A 23,676-nucleotide genomic window follows, 5' to 3' on the forward strand; every position below is an offset into this window, starting at 1 on the left:
GTACGTGGGACAAGGGTCAGGACTCGGAGCCGTCGAGCGCCAGCCTGATGAGGGTGTCGGCGTCCATCTCGTCGATGTCGACCTCGTCGGTGGAGGTGTGGTCGGTGTCGTCGCCGTTGGCCAGGTTGAGCAGCAGGTCCAGCAGTCCGGCCTCGCGGATGCGGGCCAGCGGGATGGTGGCGAGGGTCTGCCGCACCGCCGTCTCCGCCGGGTCGGCCGCCTCCTCCCGCTGCGCCTCGGGCACCAACTCGGCGAGCAGGTGCCCGGCCACGGCCACCGGGGCGGGGTAGTCGAAGACCAGCGTGGTGGGCAGGGACAGGCCGGTGAGCCGGGCGAGCCGGTTGCGCAGTTCCACGGCGGTCAACGAGTCGAAGCCCAGTTCCTTGAACGCCCGCCCCGGCTTGACCAGCTCGGAACCGGTGTGGCCGAGCACGGCCGCCGCCTCGGCGCGGACCAGGTCGGTGAGGTGGCGGTCCCGCTCGTCGCCGGGCAGGGCCAGCAGCCGCTCGCGCAGCGACCGGCCACCGTCGGCCGTCGCGGTGTCCTCGGCCGGGCCGACGGCCGGACGGGCCTCGGGCAGGTCGGCCAGGAGCGGACGCGGCCCGGCTGACTCGTACGCCGGGGCGAACGTCGCCCAGTCGACGTCGACCACGGTAAGGCAGGGCCGTCCACGTCCGACGGCCACCCGCAGGGCGTGCACCGCGTCGGCCGGCGACATGGCCCGCAGGCCACGCCGGGCCAGCTCCCGCCGGGCGTCGTCGGTGGCCATGCCGCCGTCGGCCCAGGGCCCCCACGCCACCGAGGTGGCGGCGAGGCCACGGGCACGTCGCCGCTCGGCCAGGGCGTCGAGGTACGCGTTGCCTGCCGCATAGCCGGCCTGGCCGCCGCTGCCCCACACCCCGGCGATCGAGGCGAAGAGGACGAACGCGTCGAGCGGACGGTCGCCGAGCAGCTCGTCGAGGTGCGCCGCCCCGGCGATCTTGGCGGCCAGTACCCCGGCCAGCCGCTCCAGGTCGGTGTCGACCAGCGGGGCCACGTCGTTCAGCCCGGCCGCGTGCACCACAGCGGTCAGGGGTGCCGGGTCGTCGTCGATCCCGGCGAGCAGTGCGGCCACCGCGTTCCGGTCGGCCACGTCACAGGCGGCGATGGTGACCCGGGCCCCGAGGGCGGTCAACTCGTCGCGCAGTTCCGTCGCACCGGGGGCGGCGTCGCCGCGCCGGCCGGTCAGCACCAGGTGCGCGGCGCCGTGGCCGGCCGCCCAGCGGGCCACGTGCGCGCCGAGCGCGCCCGTGCCGCCGGTGACCAGCACCGTGCCGGAGGGTTGCCAGCGGTCGGCCGCCGCCGGGTCGGCGGGGGTGGCCCGGGTCAGCCGGCGCGCGTACACGCCGGTCGGCCGGACCGCGAGCTGGTCCTCGTCGCCGGCGGCGGTGAGCGCCGCCGCCAGCCGGACCGGGTCGGCGTCCCGCTCCGGCAGGTCCAGCAGACCCACCCGTAGTTGCGGCAGTTCGAGGCCGGCGACCCGGCCCATGCCCCACAGGGCCCCCTGGGCGGCGCTGCGCGCCGGGTCGTCGGTGCCGGTGCCGACCGCGCCCCGGGTGACGCACCACAGCAGGGCCGCCGCACCGGCGTCGTGCAGTGCCTGGACCAGCAGCAGGGTGGCCGCGACGCCGGCCGGCACAGCCGGCTGTCCCTGGTGGGGCTCGTCGGCCAGGCCGAGCAGTGAGACCACGCCGGCGAGCGGTCCGTCGGCCAACGCGCTGGTCAACCGGCGGGTCAGGCCGCCACGGCCGACGGTGGCCGGATCGACGACCAGTCGCCGGACCTCCCCACCTGCGGCGGTCAGCGCGGCGGTCACCTGCTCCTCCGCCGGGTCGCCGGCGGGGCCGACGAGCAGCCAGCCGCCGCCCGCCGTCGTCGGGTCACCGAGGTCGACCCGTCGCCATCCCACCTGGTACGACCAGCCGTTCACCGCCGTGTCGCGGGTCCGGGCCCGCCGCCAGGAGGTCAGGGCGGGCAGGGCCGGAGTGAGGGCGTCCACCGCGTCGGCACCGAGCTGGTCGGTGAGGACGGTGAGGTCACCACCCTCGACGGCGGCCCAGAACTCGGTGTCCCCCGCGTCCACGACCGGGCCCTGCGGCTTCGCCGGCTCGGGCCAGAACCGCTGGTGCTGGAACGCATACGTGGGCAGATCCACCCGGCGCGCGTCGGTGAACCACGGCTCCCACCTGACCGGCAGCCCGCGCACGTGCAACTCGCCCAGCGCGGCCGCCAGTCCGGTCATCTCGGCGCGGTCCCGCCGCTGGACGGCCACGGCGAGCACGTCCTCGTCACCGGGGAGCACGTCGGCGGCCATCGCGGTCAGCACACTCTGCGGCCCGATCTCCAGGAACGTGTCCACGCCCGCCTTGCGGAGCACTGTGATCCCGTCGGCGAAGCGGACGGTCTCCCGCACGTGGCGGACCCAGTAGTCCGGGTCGTGGAGCTCCTCGGCGTCGGCGAGCGCACCGGTCAGGTTGGACACCACAGGCAGTAGCGGTGACGTGAAGGTCAGCCCCGCGACCACGGCCCGGAACTCGGCGAGCATCGGTTCCATCAGCGGGCTGTGGAACGCATGGCTCACCGTCAACCGACGCGTCCGCGCACCCCGCTCCCGCCAGATCCGCTCCACCTCGTCCAAGGCGTCGGCCACCCCGGAGACGACCACGGCCGACGGGCCGTTCACCGCGGCGAGGCCGACCCGGTCGGCCCGGCCCACAAGCGTCTCGGCGACCGCCTCCTCGGACGCACCCACCGCGAGCATCCCGCCCCCGACCGGCAGCGCCTGCATCAACCGACCCCGCGCCGCCACCAGCACACACGCGTCGGCCAACGACAGCACCCCGGCCACGTACGCGGCGGTGATCTCCCCGATCGAATGGCCACCGACGAAGTCCGGCACGACCCCGAACGACTCGACCAGGCGGAACAACGCCACCTCGACGGCGAACAACCCCGCCTGGGTGAAGACGGTCTGATCCAGCAACTCCGCCTCCGCCGAACCCGCCTCGGCGAACAACACAGTCCGCAACGGCTGCGGCAGGAACGGATCGAGATGGCCGCACACCTCGTCCAACCCGGTGGCGAACACCGGGAACGCCTCGTACAACTCCCGACCCATGCCCACACGCTGCGCGCCCTGCCCGGAGAAGAGCACCGCGAGCTGACCGCGCGGCCCCTGCGCACCGGTCACCACAGTGCCCGACGGCTCACCGGCGGCGAGCGCGCGCAGTCCGACGAGCAGCTCTGTCCGGTCGGCCGCCGCGATCACCGCGCGGTGCTCCCACGTCGCCCGGGTGATCACCGACGACCAGCCCACGTCCACCGGACGCAACGTCTCGTCGCCTGCCAGCCAGTGGGCCCACCGGCCCGCCTGCGCGGCCAGGACCGTCTCCGACCGCGCCGACAGCAACACCGGCACCACCACCGGCACCCACAGCTCCGCAGCCTCGGTCACATCCGCCGTCGGCGGCTGCTCGATGATCACATGCGCATTCGTGCCGGAGATCCCGAACGACGACACCGCCGCCCGACGCGGCCGATCCACCACCGGCCACGGCATCGCCTCCGTCGCCAACGCCACCGCCCCCGCCGACCAGTCCACATGCGGCGACGGCTCATCCACATGCAACGACGCCGGCACCAGACCATGCCGCATCGCCATAACCATCTTGATCACACCCGCCACACCCGCAGCCGCCTGCGTGTGACCAAGATTCGACTTCACCGACCCCAACAACAACGGCCGACCCCCCGACCGACCCTGCCCATACGTCGCCAACAACGCCTGCGCCTCGATCGGATCACCCAGCGTGGTCCCGGTGCCATGAGCTTCGACAACATCCACATCCGCCGTCGACAGCCGCGCGTTGGCAAGAGCCTGACGAATCACCCGCTGCTGCGACGGACCATTCGGCGCCGTCAACCCATTCGACGCACCATCCTGATTGACAGCACTACCCCGCACCACCGCAAGAACCCGGTGCCCACGCCGCCGGGCGTCGGACAGCCGCTCCACCAGGAGCATGCCCACACCCTCACCCCAACCAGTGCCGTCCGCACCCCCGGCGAACGCCTTGCACCGACCGTCCGGAGCGAGACCCCGCTGCCGGGAGAAGCCGACGAAGGCGCTGGGGGTGGCCATCACGGTCACGCCACCGGCCAGGGCCAGGTCGCATTCCCCGGACCGCAGCGCCTGCGCGGCCAGGTGCAGGGCGACCAGCGACGACGAACACGCGGTGTCGACGGTGACCGCCGGCCCTTCCAGCCCGAACACGTACGCCACCCGGCCGGAGGCGACGCTGCCGGCGGTGCCGTTGACGAGGTAGCCCTCCAGCTCCTCCGAGGCCTCCAGCCGGCCCGCGTAGTCATGGTGGATGAGCCCGGCGTACACGCCGGTGGTGACCCTGGTGTCGCGGGGGTCGAGGCCGGCGGACTCGAACGCCTCCCACGAGGTCTCCAACAGCAACCGCTGCTGCGGATCCATCGCCAGCGCCTCACGGGGCGAGATGCCGAAGAACTCGGGATCGAACTCGGCCGCGTCGTACAGGAAGCCACCCTGCCGGGTGGTGGACGTCCCCGCCCGGTCCGCATCCGGGTCGTAGAGCGCGTCGAGGTCCCAGCCCCTGTCGGTCGGGAAGCCGTCGATGGCATCCCGGCCCGAGGCGACCAGGTTCCACAACTGCTCCGGGCTGGAGACGCCGCCCGGGAACCGGCAGGCCATCCCGACGATGGCGATCGGGTCGTCGTCGCCGGGGAGGGTGACGGTCCGGGCGGCGGCGGGGGCCGCGGCCCCGGAGTGACCCCACTGCTCGTGCAGGTGCTCGGCGAGCCGGGCCGGTGTCGGGTAGTCGAAGACGAGGGTCGCGGAGAGCCGCAGCCCGGTCACCGAGGCCAACCGGTTCCGCAGCTCCACCGAGGTCAACGAGTCGAACCCGAGTTCCTTGAACGCCCGACCACCCGGCACCGCCTGCGCCGACGCATGCCCCAGCACCGCCGCCGCCTGGGCACAGACCAACTCCACAAGCAACCGACGGGCCTCGTCCTGCGACAGCCCGGCCAGCCGCTCCGACCAGGCCGTGCCCGTGCCTGCCTCGACGGTGCGCGCCTGCCGGCGGGCCCCGGTCCGGGCCAACCGACGCAGGATCGGCGGGACCTGCCCGGGCTCCCCGGTGATCCGCAGCCGCGCGGCCACCACCATCGGCGGTGCCCCGGCGACCGCGGCGTCGAACAGGGCGGCGCCCTCGGCGGCGGTGAGGCCGGTCATGCCGAGCCGGCCCAGCCGCTGCCGGTCGTCGGTGCCCAGGCGCGCGGCCATGCCACCCGTGGCCCACATGCCCCAGCCGATGCTGGTGGCCGGCAACCCCCGCGCCCGCCGGTACGACGCGAGGGCGTCGAGGAACGCGTTCGCCGCCGCATAGTTGCCCTGACCCGGCGAACCCAACGTCGCCGCCACCGACGAGAACACCACGAACGCCGACAGATCCAACCCCGCCGTCACCTCATGCAACGCCCACGCCGCATCCACCTTCGGCCCCATCACCGCAGCCACAGCACCCGCATCCAGGGAAGCGATCGTGCCGTCGGCCACCACACCCGCACAATGCACCACCGCCGTCAACGGACACGCCGCATCCACACCCGCGACCAGAGCGGCGACCTGCACCGGATCCGCGACATCCACCGCCACGGTCGCAACCGCTGCACCCGCACCGGTCAACTCCGCCACCAACGCCGCATAACCACTGCCCTCCACCGGCAGACGACGCGACGCCAACAACAAACGACGAGACCGCCCCGTGGCGACCAGATGCCGGGCGACGACACCCGCCAACACACCCGACGCACCCGTGACCAACGTGGTGCCCTCCGGATCCGCCGGAGGGGGAATGGTCAGCACCACCTTGCCCACGTACCGGGCCTGACTGATGTGCCGCAACGCCCCCCGCGCCTCCCGCACATCCCACACCCGGATCGGCAACGGCCGCAGCACACCCCGCTCGAACAACCCCAACAACTCGGCCAGCATCTGCCCGATCCGAACACCACCCGCCTCGTTCAGATCGAACGCCCGATAAGCGACACCCGGATACTGCTCGGCGACGAGTTCCGGGTCGCGGACGTCGGTCTTGCCCATCTCCACGAACCGACCACCACGCGGCAACAACCGCAACGACGCGTCCACGAACTCACCCGCCAACGCATCGAGCACCACGTCCACACCCGAACCACCCGACGCGGCCAGGAACACGCCCTCGAACTCCGTGGTCCGCGACGACGCGATCCGCTCCGGCGCGACCCCCAACTCCCGCAGAACGCCCCACTTCCCGGGACTCGCCGTCGCATACACCGTCGCACCGAAATGCCGGGCGAGCTGAACCGCCGCCATACCCACACCACCGGCACCGGAGTGAATCAGCACCGACTCACCGGCCCGCAAACCCGCCAGATCACGCAACGCATAGAACGCCGTCAAGAACACCACCGGAACCGACGCCGCCTCCACGAACGACCAGCCGGCGGGAACCCTCGCCACCCGCTCCCGCTGCGCCACCACCTCAGGCCCGAACCCGGGCTCGAACAAGCCCATGACCCGGTCGCCGGGCACCAGGTCAACAACGCCCGGACCCACCTCCACCACCACACCCGCACCCTCACTGCCCATCACCGCAGCCGAATCCGGGTACACACCCAACGCGATAAGAACGTCACGGAAATTCACCCCGGCAGCCCGCACCGCAATCCGGACCTGACCGGGAGCCAGGTCGACCTGGGCGGTCGGAACGATCTCGACGCCGTCCAGGGTGCCGGGACGAACCGTGGCCACGTGCCAGCCGCCGTCGGCCGGCGGGGTCAGTTCCGCGCCGACCTGCCGGACGAGCCGGGGCACCACCACCCGGTCACCCCGGATCGCGAGCTGCCCGCCGACCGTGGACTGGTCCGCCGCGACGGCCACCAGCACGCCGAGTGCCCGCGCGTCGATTGTCTCGTCCGTGTCAGCGAGCACGATGCGGCCCGGGTGTTCCGACTGCGCCGACCGCAGCAGACCCCACACCGCCGCACCCGCCAGGTCGACCACCCGCTCGTCGTCCTGCGCGGCCACCGCGCCCCGGGTCACCACCACCAGGCGGGAGTCGGCCAACACGTCTGCGGTCAGCCACGCCCGCACTATCGCCAGGACCTCGTCGGTCAGGGCGCGCACCGTCTCGGGCACCGGGGCGTCGACGACCCCGCGCACCGGCAGCAGCACCACCTCGGGCGCGGTCTCTCCCGGTGCCACGGCGGAGACCAGCTCCGCCACGTCGGTGAAGACCCGGGCCGCAGGCAGGGCCGCAGGCAGGGCCGCAGCGACGTCCGGGGCACCCAGCAGGGCCCAGCCCGTCGGCACCCCGGCCGGCGTGACCTCCTCGGTCTCCCAGGTGACCTCGAACAGCGACCGCGAGGCGGCAGCCGGGGCAGCAGCCACACCGGTCATCTCCCGCAGGACGAGAGAGTCCACCGACACCACCGGCGCACCCGACTCGTCCACCGCCACCAGACGCACACCCGACCCCACCCGCCTCAACCACACCCGCAACACACGAGCACCCGAGGCATACACCTGCACACCCTCGAACACGAACGGCACCCGAGGACCCGACGCCCCGTCCCCCGCCAGCAACAACCCGACCGGATGCAACGCCGCATCCAACAACGCCGGATGCACCCCGAACCCCGACACGTCCACCACACCATCAGGCAGAACCACCTCGGCGAACACCTCGCCATCACCCGACCACACCCGACGCAACCCCTGAAACACCGGCCCATACGACAGACCATGGCCCACCAGCGCCTCGTACCAACCAGCCAGATCCGTCTCAGTGGCCGACGGAGGCCACATGCCAACCGCCGGTCCGACGTCCGAGGCGGGCTCCAGCACACCCTCGGCATGCCGAACCCACCCGGCACCAGGGTCCTCCTCCGACTGCGAGTACACCACGACGTCCCGCCCACCGGCCCCGACCGCACCGACACGCACCTGCACCCTCACGCCACCGACAGCCGGCAGGTACAACGGCGCGGCGACAGTGAGTTCCCGCACCCGGCAGGCACCCACCTCGTCACCAGCCCGCACCACCAACTCCACCAGAGCCGTACCCGGCACCACCACCGAACCCGACACCACGTGATCGACCAGCCACGGATGGGTCGACACCGACAACCGACCCGTCAGCACCACCCCGTCGTCACCGGCGAGCCAGACAGCCGCACCCAACAACGGATGCCCCGCCGCCGCGAGACCCACCCCCGACACATCGCCCGCACGCCAGGCCACCGCCACCGGCCAGAACCGCTCCCGCTGGAACGCATACGTCGGCAGGTCCAGCCGGTCACCGGAGCCGGCGGTGAGCGGGGTCCAGTCGACGGCGACGCCACCGACGTACGCCTCGGCAAGAGCCGCGAGCAGCGCGGACGCCTCGGTGCGACCCTTGCGCAGGGTCGGTACGACCACCGGACCGCTGCCGTCGGCCGCGCCCTCGGCGAGGCAGTCCTGGATCATGCCCGCGAGGACACCGTCCGGCCCGACCTCCAGATAGGTGCCGACGTTGCGCTGCCGCAGGTAGCCGATGCCGTCGGCGAAGCGGACCGCCTCGCGGACGTGCCGCACCCAGTAGTCGGCGGTCCGGATCTCGTCGGCGTCGGCGAGGCCACCGGTCAGGTTCGACACCACCGGCAGCAACGGTGCGGCGAAGCTCAGCTCCGCCACGACACGGCGGAACCCGTCGAGCATCGGCTCCATCAACGGGCTGTGGAACGCGTGACTCACCCGCAGCCGACGCGTCCGGGCACCCCGCTCCCGCCAGACCCGCTCCACCTCGTCGAGGGCCTCGACCGCACCGGAGACGACCACCGCGTTCGGACCGTTCACCGCCGCGACACCGACCCGGTCGGTCAGACCGGCGAGCGTCTGCGTGACCTCGGATTCCGGTGCGGCCACCGCCAGCATGCCCCCACCCGCCGGCAGTGCCTGCATCAACCGGCCCCGGGCGGCCACCAGCGCACACGCGTCGGCCAGGGACAGCACCCCGGACACGTGGGCGGCGGTGATCTCACCGATCGAGTGACCACCGACGAAGTCGGGGGCGATCCCGAACGACTCGACGAGACGGAACAGTGCCACCTCGACGGCGAAGAGACCGGCCTGGGTGAAGACGGTCTGGTCCAGCAGCTCCGCCTCCGGCGAACCCCCGGTGGCGAAGAGCACCTCTCGCAACGGCTGCGGCAGCAGCGCGTCCAGGTGACCGCAGACCTCGTCCAACGCGGCGGCGAACACCGGGAACACCCCGTACAGCTCACGGCCCATGCCGGCGCGCTGCGCGCCCTGCCCGGAGAAGAGGACGGCGAGCCGGCCGGTGCGGGCCGTACCGCGCACGACGATGGAGGACGGCTGGTCGTCGACGATCGTGTCGAGGGCGGCGAGGAGACTCTGCCGGTCCCGGGGCAGCAGCACCGCCCGGTGCTCGAAGGCGGTGCGTCCGCTGGCCAGCGCGTGGCCGAGGTCGGGCAGCCCGGTGCCAGGGTGCTCCGCCAGCCAGGTACGGAGCCGCTGCGCCTGTCCACGGAGAGCCTGACCGGTGCGGGCGGAGAGCACGCACGGGGTGGTCAGGTCCCCGGAGACGACGGGGGCCGGTGCGGTCGGCGCGGTCGACGTCTCGGGGGCCTGCTCGATGATGGTGTGGACGTTGGTGCCGGAGATGCCGAACGAGGAGACGGCGGCGCGGCGGGGTCGGTCCACCCGTGGCCAGGGCCGGGGTTCGGCGAGTAGTTCGACCGCACCGGCCGTCCAGTCGACGTGCGGGGACGGCTCGGCCACGTGCAGGGTCGCCGGCAGCAGCCCGTGCCGCATCGCCATGACCATCTTGATCACACCGGCCACCCCGGCCGCCGCCTGGGCGTGGCCGATGTTCGACTTGATCGAGCCGAGCAGCAGCGGACGGTCCTCCGGCCGGTCCTGCCCGTAGGTGGCGAGCAGGGCCTGCGCCTCGATCGGGTCACCGAGGGCGGTGCCGGTGCCGTGCGCCTCGACGGCGTCGACGTCGGCGGGGGTGAGCCGGGCGTTGGCGAGGGCCTGGCGGATCACCCGCTGCTGCGACGGACCGTTCGGGGCGGTGAGCCCGCTGCTTGCCCCGTCCTGGTTGACGGCGCTGGCCCGGACGACGGCGAGGATGCGCCGCCCGTTGCGCTGGGCGTCGGAGAGCCGTTCCAGCAGCAGCATGCCGACGCCCTCGGCGAACCCGGTGCCGTCGGCGCCGGCGCCGAACGCCTTGCACCGCCCGTCGGGCGAAAGGCCGCGCTGGCGGGAGAACTCCGCGAGCATGCCGGGGGTGGACATGACGCTGACGCCACCGGCGAGGGCGAGCCCGCACTCGTCCTGCCGCAGCGCCTGGGCGGCCAGGTGCAGCGCCACCAGCGACGACGAGCAGGCGGTGTCGACGGTGACCGCCGGCCCCTCCAGGCCGAAGAGGTACGAGATCCGGCCGGAGGCGACGCTGCCGGCGCTGCCGTTGCCCACGTACCCGTCGAGTTCGTCGGAGGTGCCGATCGCCTTGCCGGCGTAGTCGTGGTAGATCAGGCCGACGTAGACGCCGGTGCTGCTGCCCCGGGCGGTGTGCGGGTCGATGCCGGCCCGCTCGAACGCCTCCCAGGAGGTCTCCAGCAGCAGCCGCTGCTGCGGGTCCATCGCCAGCGCCTCACGGGGCGAGATGCCGAAGAAGCCGGCGTCGAAGTCGGCGGCGTCGTAGAGGAAGCCGCCGTTGCGCGGGGTGGCGGTGTCGTCCTCGGCCTCGGTGCGCAGGATGGAGAGGTCCCAGCCACGGTCGGTGGGGAACGGCGCGATGACGTCCGCGCCTGCGGTGACCAGGTCCCAGAGCTGCTCGGGAGTCTGCACGTCGCCGGGGAACCGGCAGGCCATGCCGACGATGGCGATCGGCTCGTCGACGTCGGTCGTCGCGGTGGTGGCCGGGGTCGGTGCCGGGGTGACCCGACCACCGAGCTCGCGGTCGAGGAAGTCGGCGAGCACGACGGGGGTCGGGTAGTCGAAGGCGACAGTGGCGGGCAGCCGCAGTTCGGTGGCCGAGGCCAGCCGGTTGCGCAACTCGACCGAGGTCAGCGAGTCGAAGCCGATCTCCTTGAACGGCCGCAGCGGGTCGACGGTCTCCGCCGAGCGGTGACCGAGCACCGCCGCGACGCTGCCGGCGACCAGGTCGAGGAGCTGACCGCGCCGTTCGACCGGGTTGAGCGCGGCGAGCCGCTCGGCCGCCGACAGGTCGGCGGCACCGCGAGCCGCCGAGCGCCGCCGGGTGCGGGGCTGCCGCACGAGGTCCCGCAGGAGGGCGGGCACCCGGTCCGCGTCCGGCCCGTCCGCGACCGCCGGCACCTTCATGAGGACGACGTGCGCCCCACCGTGCCGCTGCGCGGCGTCGTAGAGGGCGAGTCCCTCGACGTCGGTGAGCGGAGCGCTGCCGGCACGGATGGCGCGGCGGTGCTCGCTGGCGTCGAGGTGGGCGGTCATGCTGCTGGTGGTCGCCCAGAGCCCCCAGGCGAGGCTGGCCGCCGGCAGGCCGTGGGCCCGCCGGTACGACGCGAGGGCGTCGAGGAACGCGTTCGCCGCCGCATAGTTGCCCTGACCCGGCGAACCCAACGTCGCCGCCACCGACGAGAACACCACGAACGCCGACAGATCCAACCCCGCCGTCACCTCATGCAACGCCCACGCCGCATCCACCTTCGGCCCCATCACCGCAGCCACAGCACCCGCATCCAGGGAAGCGATCGTGCCGTCGGCCACCACACCCGCACAATGCACCACCGCCGTCAACGGACACGCCGCATCCACACCCGCGACCAGAGCGGCGACCTGCACCGGATCCGCGACATCCACCGCGACCGTCGTGACCGACGCACCCGCACCGGTCAACTCCGCCACCAACGCCGCATAACCACTGCCCTCCACCGGCAGACGACGCGACGCCAACAACAAACGACGAGACCGCCCCGTGGCGACCAGATGCCGGGCGACGACACCCGCCAACACACCCGACGCACCCGTGACCAACGTGGTGCCCTCCGGATCCGCCGGAGGGGGAATGGTCAGCACCACCTTGCCCACGTGCCGGGCCTGACTGATGTGCCGCAACGCCCCCCGCGCCTCCCGCACATCCCACACCCGGATCGGCAACGGCCGCAGCACACCCCGCTCAAAGAGGGCAAGCAGTTCGGCGAGCATCTGCCCGATGCGGGTTCCGCCGGCCTGGTTGAGTTCGAATGCCCGGTAGGTGACGCCCGGGTGCTGCTCGGCGACGAGTTCCGGGTCGCGGACGTCGGTCTTGCCCATCTCCACGAACCGACCACCACGCGGCAACAACCGCAACGACGCGTCCACGAACTCACCCGCCAACGCATCCAACACCACATCCACACCCGCACCACCCGACGCCGACGCGAACGCACCCTCGAACTCCGTGGTCCGCGACGACGCGATCCGCTCCGGCGCGACCCCCAACTCCCGCAGAACGCCCCACTTCCCAGGACTCGCCGTCGCATACACCGTCGCACCGAAATGCCGGGCGAGCTGAACCGCCGCCATACCCACACCACCGGCACCGGAGTGAATCAGCACCGACTCACCGACCCGCAAACCCGCCAGATCACGCAACGCATAGAACGCCGTCAGGAAGACCACCGGAACGGAGGCGGCCTCCACAAACGACCAACCGATAGGAATCCTCGCGATCCGGTCCCGCTGCGCGACCACCTGCGGGCCGAAGCCGGGCTCGAACAGCCCGAACACCCGATCCCCCGGCACCAGGTCGTCGACACCCGGACCCACCTCCAGCACCACGCCCGCGCCCTCACTGCCCATCACCGCAGTCGAATCCGGGTACATGCCCAGGGCGATGAGGACGTCGCGGAAGTTCACGCCGGCAGCACGCACCGCGATGCGGACCTGACCGGCGGCCAGGGGCAGGTCGGTGCCGACCACCAGGCCGACGCCGTCGATCGTTCCCGGCTCCACCGCCGCCACGTGCCAGAGGTCGGTCGACGGGACGAGGCGGTCGGCGGCCGGTCGGGTGACCCGGGGTACGAAGACGGTGCCGCCGCGGATCGCGAGCTGGCCGCCGGTCGGGGCCGGATCGCCGGCCACCGTCGCGAGCACCGCCAGCGTGTCGGCGTCGGCTCCACGGTCGAGGTCGGCCAGGACGATGCGACCCGGATGTTCCGACTGCGCCGACCGCAGCAGACCCCACACCGCCGCACCCGCGAGGTCACCGGTCCGGTCGCCGGGCTGCACCGCCACCGCGTCCCGGGTGAGCACCACCAGGCGGGAGTCGGCGAGCACGTCGGCGGCGAGCCACGCCTGGACGGTCCCGAGGACCTCGGTGGTCAGCGTCCGGACGGCTGCGGGGACGGACGGCCCGGTGGCCGGCGCCGGCACCGGCAGCAGCAGCACCTCCGGTGGGGTCTCCCCCGCCTCGACGGCGGCGAGCAGGGCCGCCACGTCCGCGTACGCCGGCACTCCGGGAAGGTCGACGGGGGAGGCTGCAGCGTCGGTCCGACCGTCGGCCGTCAACAGGACCCAACCGGAGACCTTCCCGGCCGGAGTGATCTCCTCCGTCTGCCAGGAGACCTCGAACAGGGAACGGTCCACCGCGCTCGGCGCGGAGGCGGCACCCATCTCCCGCAGGACGAGAGAGTCCACCGACACCACCGGCGCACCCGACTCGTCCACCGCCACCAGACGCACACCCGAACCCACCCGCCTCAACCACACCCGCAACACACGAGCACCCGAGGCATACACCTGCACACCCTCGAACACGAACGGCACCCGAGGACCCGACGCCCCGTCCCCCGCCAGCAACAACCCGACCGGATGCAACGCCGCATCCAACAACGCCGGATGCACCCCGAACCCCGACACGTCCACCACACCATCAGGCAGAACCACCTCGGCGAACACCTCGCCATCACCCGACCACACCCGACGCAACCCCTGAAACACCGGCCCATACGACAGACCATGACCCACCAACGCCTCGTACCAGCCAGCCAGATCCGTCTCAGTGGCCGACGGCGGCCACACCTCGATCCCAGGCCCGTCGTCCGAGCCGGACTCCAGCACACCCTCGGCGTGCCGAACCCACCCAGCGTCAGGATCCTCCTCCGGCTGCGAATACACCGCCACATCCCGCCCACCGGCCTCGACCGCACCGACACGCACCTGCACCCGGACACCACCCACAGCCGGCAACCGCAACGGTGCAGCAACCGTCAGTTCCCGAACCCGGGAGGCACCGACCTCGTCCCCCGCCCGCACCACCAACTCCACCAGAGCCGTACCCGGCACCAACACCGAACCCGACACCACGTGGTCGGCCAGCCACGGGTGGGTCGAGGCCGACAACCGACCCGTCAACACCACCCCGCCGTCGCCGGCAAGCCGCACCGCCGCACCCAGCAACGGATGCCCCGCCGCCGAAAGCCCCGCCCCCGACACGTCACCCGAACGCCAGGCCACCACCTCCGGCCAGAACCGCTCCCGCTGGAACGCATACGTCGGCAGATCCACCCGCTCCGCACCACCACCGGCGAAGACGCCTGCCCAGTCGACGGGTACGCCGGCCGCGTGCAGGCTGCCGAGAGCGGTGAGGAGTTGGCGGGGGCCGTTCTCGTCGCGGCGCAGGGAGCCGACCACGACGCCGGGCTGCCCGGCGGCCGGGTGCTGGCCGGCCGGGTCGGCGACGGCCCGGTCGAGCGCGTCCTGTACCACCACCTTGAGCACGGGGTGCGGGCTGACCTCGACGAACGTCCGGTGGCCGGCGGCGATCAGGGCGTCGACGACGGGGGCGAGGCGGACCGGCTCGCGCAGGTTGCGGTACCAGTAGTCGGCGTCCAGTTCCGTGGTGTCGACGCGATCGCCGGTGACGGTGGAGTGGAAGGCAACCTCGGTGGGGTGGGACTCGATCGTGCCGAGTGCCACGGCCAGGTCCTCACGGACCGCTTCGACGTGGCCGCAGTGGGACGCGTAGTCCACGGCGATCTGCCGGGCCCGGATGCCGCGCTCCGTGCAGGTGGCGAGCAGTTCGGCGACGGACGTCGCGTCGCCGGAGACGACGGTGACGCCTGCCCCGTTCAGCGCGGCGACGGAGATGGTGTCCGCCCAGGGCGCGATGAGCTGCCCGGTGTCGGCGGCGGAGAGCGGCACGGAGACCATGCCGCCGAGCCCGGAGATGGCGAGCAGGCCCCGGCTGCGGGCCACGATCAGACGGATGGCGTCGGGAAGGGTGAGCGCGCCGGCGGCGCAGGCGGCGGCGATCTCGCCCTGCGAGTGGCCGATGACCGCGTCCGGCCGGACGCCGCAGGCCTTCCACACCTCGGCGAGGGAGACCATGACGGAGAAGAGCAGCGGCTGGACGACGTCGACGCGGTCCATGGGCGGGGCGCCCGGGGAGCCCCGCAGGACGTCCTCGACGGACCAGTCGACCAGTCGGGACAGCTCCGCCGCGCACTCCCGCATCCGGCTCCGGAAGACCGGCGAGGAGTCGAGGAGGTCGAGGGCCATGCCGGTCCACTGGGAGCCCTGGCCGGGGAAGACGAAAACGACCTTGGACGTGCCGTCGCCCATGCTGACGCGATGGTCCGCCTCAACCAGGGTGGCGAGCCCGGTCAGCGCGTCGTCGCGGTCGGCGGCGACCACGACCTGCCGGTACGGGTGGTGCGCGCGGCCGGTGGCGAGCGAGTACCCGAGGTCGAGCAGGTCCAGGTCCGGGTGCTCGGCGAGGTGGTCGCGGATCCGCGCCGCCTGGTCGCGCAGCGCGCGGGCACTGCGCGCCGAGACGGGCAGCGGTACGGCGTCGACGGCGACCAACCCGGGCAACGCGGCGGGACGCTCGGGGCGGGGCGTCGGGGTGTCGACCCGGGCCTGCTCGATGATCACGTGCGCATTCGTGCCGGAGATCCCGAACGACGACACCGCCGCCCGACGCGGCCGATCCACCACCGGCCACGGCATCGCCTCCGTCGCCAACGCCACCGCCCCCGCCGACCAGTCCACATGCGGCGACGGCTCATCCACATGCAACGACGCCGGCACCAGACCATGCCGCATCGCCATAACCATCTTGATCACACCCGCCACACCCGCAGCCGCCTGCGTATGACCAAGATTCGACTTCACCGACCCCAACAACAACGGCCGACCCCCCGACCGACCCTGCCCATACGTCGCCAACAACGCCTGCGCCTCGATCGGATCACCCAACGTCGTACCCGTGCCGTGCGCCTCCACCGCGTCCACATCAGCGGTGGTCAGCCGCGCGTTGGCCAACGCCTGACGAATCACCCGCTGCTGCGACGGACCATTCGGCGCAGTGAGACCGTTCGACGCACCATCCTGGTTCACCGCACTACCCCGCACCACCGCAAGAACCCGGTGCCCACGCCGCCGGGCGTCGGACAGCCGCTCCACCAGGAGCATGCCCACACCCTCACCCCAACCAGTGCCGTCCGCACCCCCGGCGAACGCCTTGCACCGACCATCCGGAGCGAGACCGCCCTGGCGGGAGAACTCGGAGAACATGCCCGGAGCGGCCATCAGCGCCACGCCACCGGCGAGGGCCATCTCGCACTCGCCGGAGCGCAGCGCCTGCGCGGCCAGGTGCAGGGCCACCAGCGACGACGAACACGCCGTGTCCACAGTCACCGCCGGCCCCTCCAGACCGAAGGTGTACGCGACCCGGCCGGAGGCGACACTGCCGGCGGTGCCGGTCAACAGGTGGCCTTCGAGCCCGTCGAGGCCGTCGCTGCCGCTGGCGGCGTAGCCGGAGGAGGCGGCACCGATGAAGACACCGGTGATGGTGCCGTGTCCGCTGGTGGGGTCTATGCCGGCGTACTCGAACGCCTCCCACGAGGTCTCCAACAGCAACCGCTGCTGCGGATCCATCGCCAGCGCCTCACGGGGCGAGATGCCGAAGAAACCCGGATCGAACTCGGCCGCGTCGTACAGGAAGCCACCCTGCCGGGTGGTGGACGTCCCCGCCCGGTCGGCGTCCGGGTCGTAGAGGGTCTCCAGGTCCCAACCCCGGTCGGTGGGGAAACCGCCGATCGCGTCCCCACCCGAGGCGACCAGAGCCCACAACTGTTCGGGGGTCGCCACCCCACCCGGGTAGCGGCAGGCCATACCGATGATCGCGATGGGCTCGTCGGAGGCCGCCGTACCGGCGGTCGGGGCCACGGGCCGGTCGCCGCTGCTGGTCTCGTCGAGCCGCTCGTGCAGGTGCTCGGCGAGCCGGGCCGGTGTCGGGTAGTCGAAGACGAGGGTCGCGGAGAGCCGCAGCCCGGTCACCGAGGCCAACCGGTTCCGCAGCTCCACCGAGGTCAACGAGTCGAACCCGAGTTCCTTGAACGCCCGACCACCCGGCACCGCCTGCGCCGACGCATGCCCCAGCACCGCCGCCGCCTGGGCACAGACCAACTCCACAAGCAACCGACGGGCCTCGTCCTGCGACAGCCCGACCAGCCGGTCACGCCAGGAAGAGCCACCGGTGCCGGTCGGGCCGCCGGCCTGGCGGCGTCCGCCCGATCGGGCGAGCAGCCGCAGGATCGGCGGAACCTGTCCGGCGTCCCCGGTGATCCGGAGGCGGGCCGCAGCGATCGCCGGCAGTGCCCTGGCCGTCGCGGCGTCGAACAGGGCGGCGCCCTCGGCGGCGGTGAGGCCGGTCATGCCGAGTCGGCTCAGCCGCTGCTCGTCGTCCCGGTCGAGGTGGGCGGTCATGCTGCTGGTGGCGGCCCACATGCCCCAGCCGATACTGGTGGCCGGCAGTCCGTCCGCCCGCCGGTAGGACGCGAGGGCGTCGAGGAACGCGTTTCCCGCCGCGTAGTTGCCCTGACCGGGCGAACCGAGCGTCGCCGCGATCGACGAGAACATCACGAACGCCGACAGGTCCAACCCCGCCGTCGCCTCGTGCAACGCCCACGCCGCATCCACCTTCGGCCGCATGACGGTGGCCACGGCGTCCGCGTCGAGGGAGGTGATCGTCGCGTCGGCGATGACCCCCGCGCAGTGCACCACCGCGGTCAACGGATGCGCCGGGTCCACACCCGCGACCAGAGCGGCGACCTGCGCCGGATCGGCGACGTCCACAGCCACCGGCATCACGACCGCGCCCGCGCCGGTCAGCTCCGCGACCGACGCTGCGTAGTCGCTGCCCTCGGCGGGCAGACGACGCGACACCAACAGCAGACGGCGGGACTGCCCGGTGGCGACCAGATGCCGCGCCACCACACCCGCCAAAGTGCCCGACGCACCCGTGACCAGCGTCGTGCCCTCCGGGTCCACCGGGGCAGGCACGGTGAGCACCACCTTGCCCACGTGCCGGGCCTGACTGATGTACCGCAACGCCCCCCGCGCCTCCCGCACATCCCACACCCGGATCGGCAACGGCCGCAGCACACCCCGCTCGAACAACCCCAACAACTCGGCCAGCATCTGCCCGATCCGAACACCACCCGCCTCGTTCAGATCGAACGCCCGATAAGCGACACCCGGATACTGCTCCGCCACCACATCGGCGTCCCGGACGTCGGTCTTGCCCATCTCCACGAACCGACCACCACGCGGCAACAACCGCAACGACGCGTCCACGAACTCACCGGCCAGCGCGTCGAGCACCACGTCCACACCCGAACCACCCGACGCGGCCAGGAACACGCCCTCGAACTCCGTGGTCCGCGACGACGCGATCCGCTCCGGCGCGACCCCCAACTCCCGCAGAACGCCCCACTTCCCAGGACTCGCCGTCGCATACACCGTCGCACCGAAATGCCGGGCGAGCTGGATCGCCGCCATACCCACACCACCGGCACCCGAATGGACCAGCACCGACTCACCGGCCCGCAGACCAGCCAGGTCGCGCAACGCGTAGAACGCCGTCAGGAAGACCAGCGGGACGGAGGCGGCCTGGGCGTACGACCAGCCGGCGGGGATCCTGGCCACCCGCTCCCGCTGCGCCACCACCTGGGGGCCGAACCCGGGCTCGAACATGCCCATGACCCGGTCGCCGGGCACGAGGTCGTCGACGTCCGGACCGACCTCCAGCACCACGCCCGCGCCCTCGCTGCCCATCCGGGCCGCCGGGTCCGGGTACATGTCGAGCGCGATCAGCACGTCGCGGAAGTTCACGCCTGTGGCCCGCACCGCGATGCGCACCTGCCCCGGCGCGAGCGGCAGAGCCGGGGCGGGCACCAGGTCGACGCCGTCCAGCGTGCCGGGCGTGACCGGCGCGAGGTGCCAGAGGCCCGACGCCGGGGGCACCAGGTCGTCGCCGGTGAGGCGGGTCAACCGGGGTACGAAGACGGTGCCGCCGCGGATCGCGAGCTGGTCGCCGGTCGGGGTCGGGTCGCCGGCCACCGCCGCGACCAGCGCAGCGGCGTCGACGTCCAGGACACCGTCCAGGTCGACCAGGACGATGCGGCCCGGGTGTTCGGACTGCGCCGACCGCAGCAGACCCCACACCGCCGCACCGGCCGGATCGACAGCCCGGTCCTCGTCGCCGACCGCCATCGCGCCCCGGGTGAACACCACCAGCCGGGAGTCGGCGAGCGCGTCCGCCGCCAGCCACGCCTGCACCGTCACCAGGACGTCCACGGTCGACGCCCGGACCGCCTCCGGCACCGGGACCCCGGTGACGTCCCGCGTCGGCAGCAGCAGCAACGTCGGTGAGGGCTCCCCCGCCTCGACGGCGGCGAGCAGGGCCGCCACGTCCGCGTACGCCGACACCCCGGGCAGGTCGACGCCGAGCGCGGCGTCACCGGTCGTCAGCACCGCCGAGCTGACCAGCGCCGCGACCGGCGCGACGTCCTCGACGTGCCAGGAGACCTCGAACAGGGAACGGTCCACCGCGCTCGGCGCGGAGGCGGCACCCATCTCCCGCAGGACGAGAGAGTCCACCGACACCACCGGCGCACCCGACTCGTCCACCGCCACCAGACGCACACCCGAACCCACCCGCCTCAACCACACCCGCAACACACGAGCACCCGAGGCATACACCTGCACACCCTCGAACACGAACGGCACCCGAGGACCCGACGCCCCGTCCCCCGCCAGCAACAACCCGACCGGATGCAACGCCGCATCCAACAACGCCGGATGCACCCCGAACCCCGACACGTCCACCACACCATCAGGCAGAACCACCTCGGCGAACACCTCGCCATCACCCGACCACACCCGACGCAACCCCTGAAACACCGGCCCGTACGACAGGCCGTGCTCCGCGAACGTCGGGTACCAGCCGGCGAGTTCCACCTCGGACGCCCCGGCCGGCGGCCAGACCGGCAGGACCGGCTCGTCGGCCGTCGCGGGTTCGAGCACGCCCTCGGCGTGCCGGATCCACTCGGCGTCGACGTCGTCGTCGAGCTGCGAGTACACCGCCACATCCCGACCACCGGCACCATCAGCATCACCAACACGCACCTGCACCCGAACCCCACCGACAGCCGGCAGATGCATCGGCGCCGCAACTGTCAACTCCCGAACCCGCGACGCACCCACCTCATCACCAGCCCGCACCACCAACTCCACAAACGCCGTACCCGGCACCACCACCGAACCCGACACCACGTGGTCGGCCAGCCACGGGTGGGTCGAGGCCGACAACCGACCCGTCAACAGCACCCCACCATCACCAGCCAACCGCACCGCCGCACCCAACAACGGATGCCCCGCCACACCCAGACCAGCACCCGAGACATCACCCACCCGCCACGCCGACACCACCGGCCAGAACCGCTCCCGCTGAAACGCGTACGTCGGCAGGTCCACCCGCACCGCACCACCACCGGCGAACCACGACGCCCAGGTCACCGGCACGCCATGGACGTGCAGTTCGGCCAGGGCACCCAGCAGGCCGATCACCTCGGACCGGTCCCGGCGCTGGGCGGCGACGGCGAGGACGTCGTCGCCGGGCAGGGCGTCGGCGGTCATCGCGGTCAGGACGCTCTGCGGGCCGACCTCCAGGAACGTGTCCACCCCGGCGGCGCGGAGCGCGGTGATCCCGTCGGCGTACCGGACCGCGTCGACGACGTGGCGCACCCAGTAGTCGGGGGTGCGGAGGTCGTCGCCGTCGGCGAGGGCACCGGTCAGGTGCGACACCACGGGCAGCACCGGCGCGGAGAAGGTGAGCCGGGTCAGCAGCGCCCGGAACTTCGCCAGCATCGGTTCCATCAGCGGGCTGTGGAAGGCGTGGCTGACGGTGAGCCGGCGGGTGCGCACACCCCGGTCCCGCCAGACCCGCTCCACCTCGTCCAGCGCTTCGACGGCACCCGACACGACGACCGCCGACGGGCCGTTCACGGCCGCGATCCCCACCCGGTCGGTCGACCCCTCGATCGAAGCGGCCACGTCGGCCTCCGGCGCGGCCACCGCGAGCATGCCGCCACCGGCCGGCAGAGCCTGCATCAACCGGCCACGGGCGGCGACCAGCGCGCAGGCGTGCTCCAGGGACAGCACCCCCGCCACGTGCGCGGCGACGATCTCCCCGACCGAGTGGCCGGCTACGAAGTCGGGAACGATCCCGAACGACTCCACCAGGCGGAACAGCGCCACCTCGACCGCGAACAGCCCGGCCTGGGTGAACTCCGTCCGGTCCAGCAGCGCCGCCGCCGGCGAGCCCGCGTCGGCGAACAGCACCGCCCGCAGGGGCTGCGACAGGGCCCGGTCGAGGTGCCCGCAGACCTCGTCGAAGACGGCGGCGAACACCGGGAACGCCGCGTACAGCTCCCGGCCCATGCCGGCACGCTGCGCGCCCTGCCCGGAGAAGAGCACCGCGAGCGGACCCCTGTCGGCCGCCTGACCGGTGACCACCACACCCGACGGCTCCCCCGCCGCCAGCGCCCGCAGCCCGGCCAGCAGGTCGTCGCGGCCGGTGGCCGACAGGACGGCCCGGCTGTCCAGAGTGGTCCGCGAGGTGGCCGACGCGAACCCGACGTCCAGGGGGCGCAGGTCCGCGTCGCTGTCCAGCCAGGCCGCCCAGCGGCCGGCCTGCGCGCGGAGCGCGGCGGGATTCGCGGCGGAGAGCAGGACCGGGGCCGCCGGCAGCGTCCGCGCTCCGGGCGTACCGTCGGTCGGGGGTTCGGACGCGGCGGCCTGTTCCAGCACGAGGTGGGCGTTGGTGCCGCTCATGCCGAACGACGAGACGGCGGCGCGGCGCGGCCCGTCCGTTTCGGGCCACGGTTGGGCCTCGGCGAGCAGGGAGACCGCGCCGGCCGTCCAGTCGACGTGCGGGGTGGGCTCGGCCACGTGCAGGGTCGCCGGCAGCAGCCCGTGCCGCATCGCCATGACCATCTTGATCACACCGGCCACCCCGGCCGCCGCCTGGGTGTGCCCGATGTTCGACTTCAGGGAGCCGAGCCAGAGCGGCCGGTCGGCGGGTCGCTCCCGGCCGTACGTGGCGAGCAGGGCCTGGGCCTCGATCGGGTCACCCAGCCGGGTGCCGGTGCCGTGCGCCTCGACGACGTCGACGTCGGCGGGGGTGAGCCGGGCGTTCTCGAGGGCCTGCCGGATGACGCGCTGCTGCGCGGGGCCGTTCGGGGCGGTGAGGCCGCTGCTGGCCCCGTCCTGGTTGACGGCGCTGCCCCGGATGACGGCGAGCACGGGGTGGCCGTTGCGCCGGGCGTCGGAAAGCCGCTCCACGAGCACCATGCCGACGCCCTCGGCCCAGCCGGTGCCGTCCGCGTCGGCGGAGAACGCCTTGCAGCGCCCGTCGGAGGCGAGGCCGCGCTGGCGCGAGAACTCGACGAACCCACCGGGGGTGGCCATCACGCTGACGCCACCGGCGACGGCGAGGGTGCACTCACCGTCCCGCAGGGCCTGACCGGCCAGGTGCAGGGCGACCAGCGACGACGAACAGGCGGTGTCGATGGTGACGGCCGGGCCCTCCAGCCCGAACGTGTAGGCGAGCCGTCCGGAGATGACGCTCGCGGCGGTGCCGGTCAGCACGTACCCCTCGACGCCCTCCGGCAGGCGACCCAGCACGGACGCGTAGTCCTGGCCGGCGGTGCCGACGAACACCCCGGTGCGGCTGCCGCGCAGGGTGCCCACGTCGATGCCGGAGCGCTCGAAGACCTCCCAGGTGGTCTCCAGCAGCAGCCGCTGCTGGGGATCCATGGCCAGCGCCTCGCGGGGCGAGATGCCGAACAGGGTGGGATCGAAGTGACCGGCGTCGCGCAGGAAGCCGCCCCGGTCGCTGTACGAGGTGCCCGGGTGGTCCGGGTCCGGGTCGTACAGCGCGGCCAGGTCCCAACCGCGGTCCGTGGGGAACGTCCCGGTCGCGTCCGTGCCGGCGGCGACGAGGTCCCACAGCTCCTCCGGCGAGCTGACGCCGCCGGGGAAGCGGCACGCCATGCCCACGACGGCGATCGGCTCGGCTTCGGCGTCCTCCAGTTCCCGCAGGCGCCGGTGCGCCTGGCGGAGTTCCGTGGTCACCCACTTCAGGTGTTCGAGGAGCTTCTCTTCGTCCGCCATGACCCACCCGCCCGGAACTTGCTACCGATCGATTTCCGCCGAACACTGAGGAAGCCGTCGATCCGGCCCGGCAT

Annotated in this window: 1 protein-coding gene; it reads right to left on the reverse strand. The window is 72.9% G+C overall.

Annotation, left to right across the window (positions count from 1 at the left end; translation table 11 throughout):
- Positions 1 to 16: 16 nt before the first annotated feature.
- Entirely contained in the window at positions 17 to 23,602 is a 23,586-nt protein-coding gene (locus tag OHQ87_RS13125) for a type I polyketide synthase (protein WP_328348248.1), read from the reverse strand.
- Between the last annotated feature and the right edge of the window lie 74 nt (positions 23,603 to 23,676).

This window comes from Micromonospora sp. NBC_00421 (genome assembly GCF_036017915.1).
In the GTDB taxonomy this organism is placed as follows: domain Bacteria; phylum Actinomycetota; class Actinomycetes; order Mycobacteriales; family Micromonosporaceae; genus Micromonospora.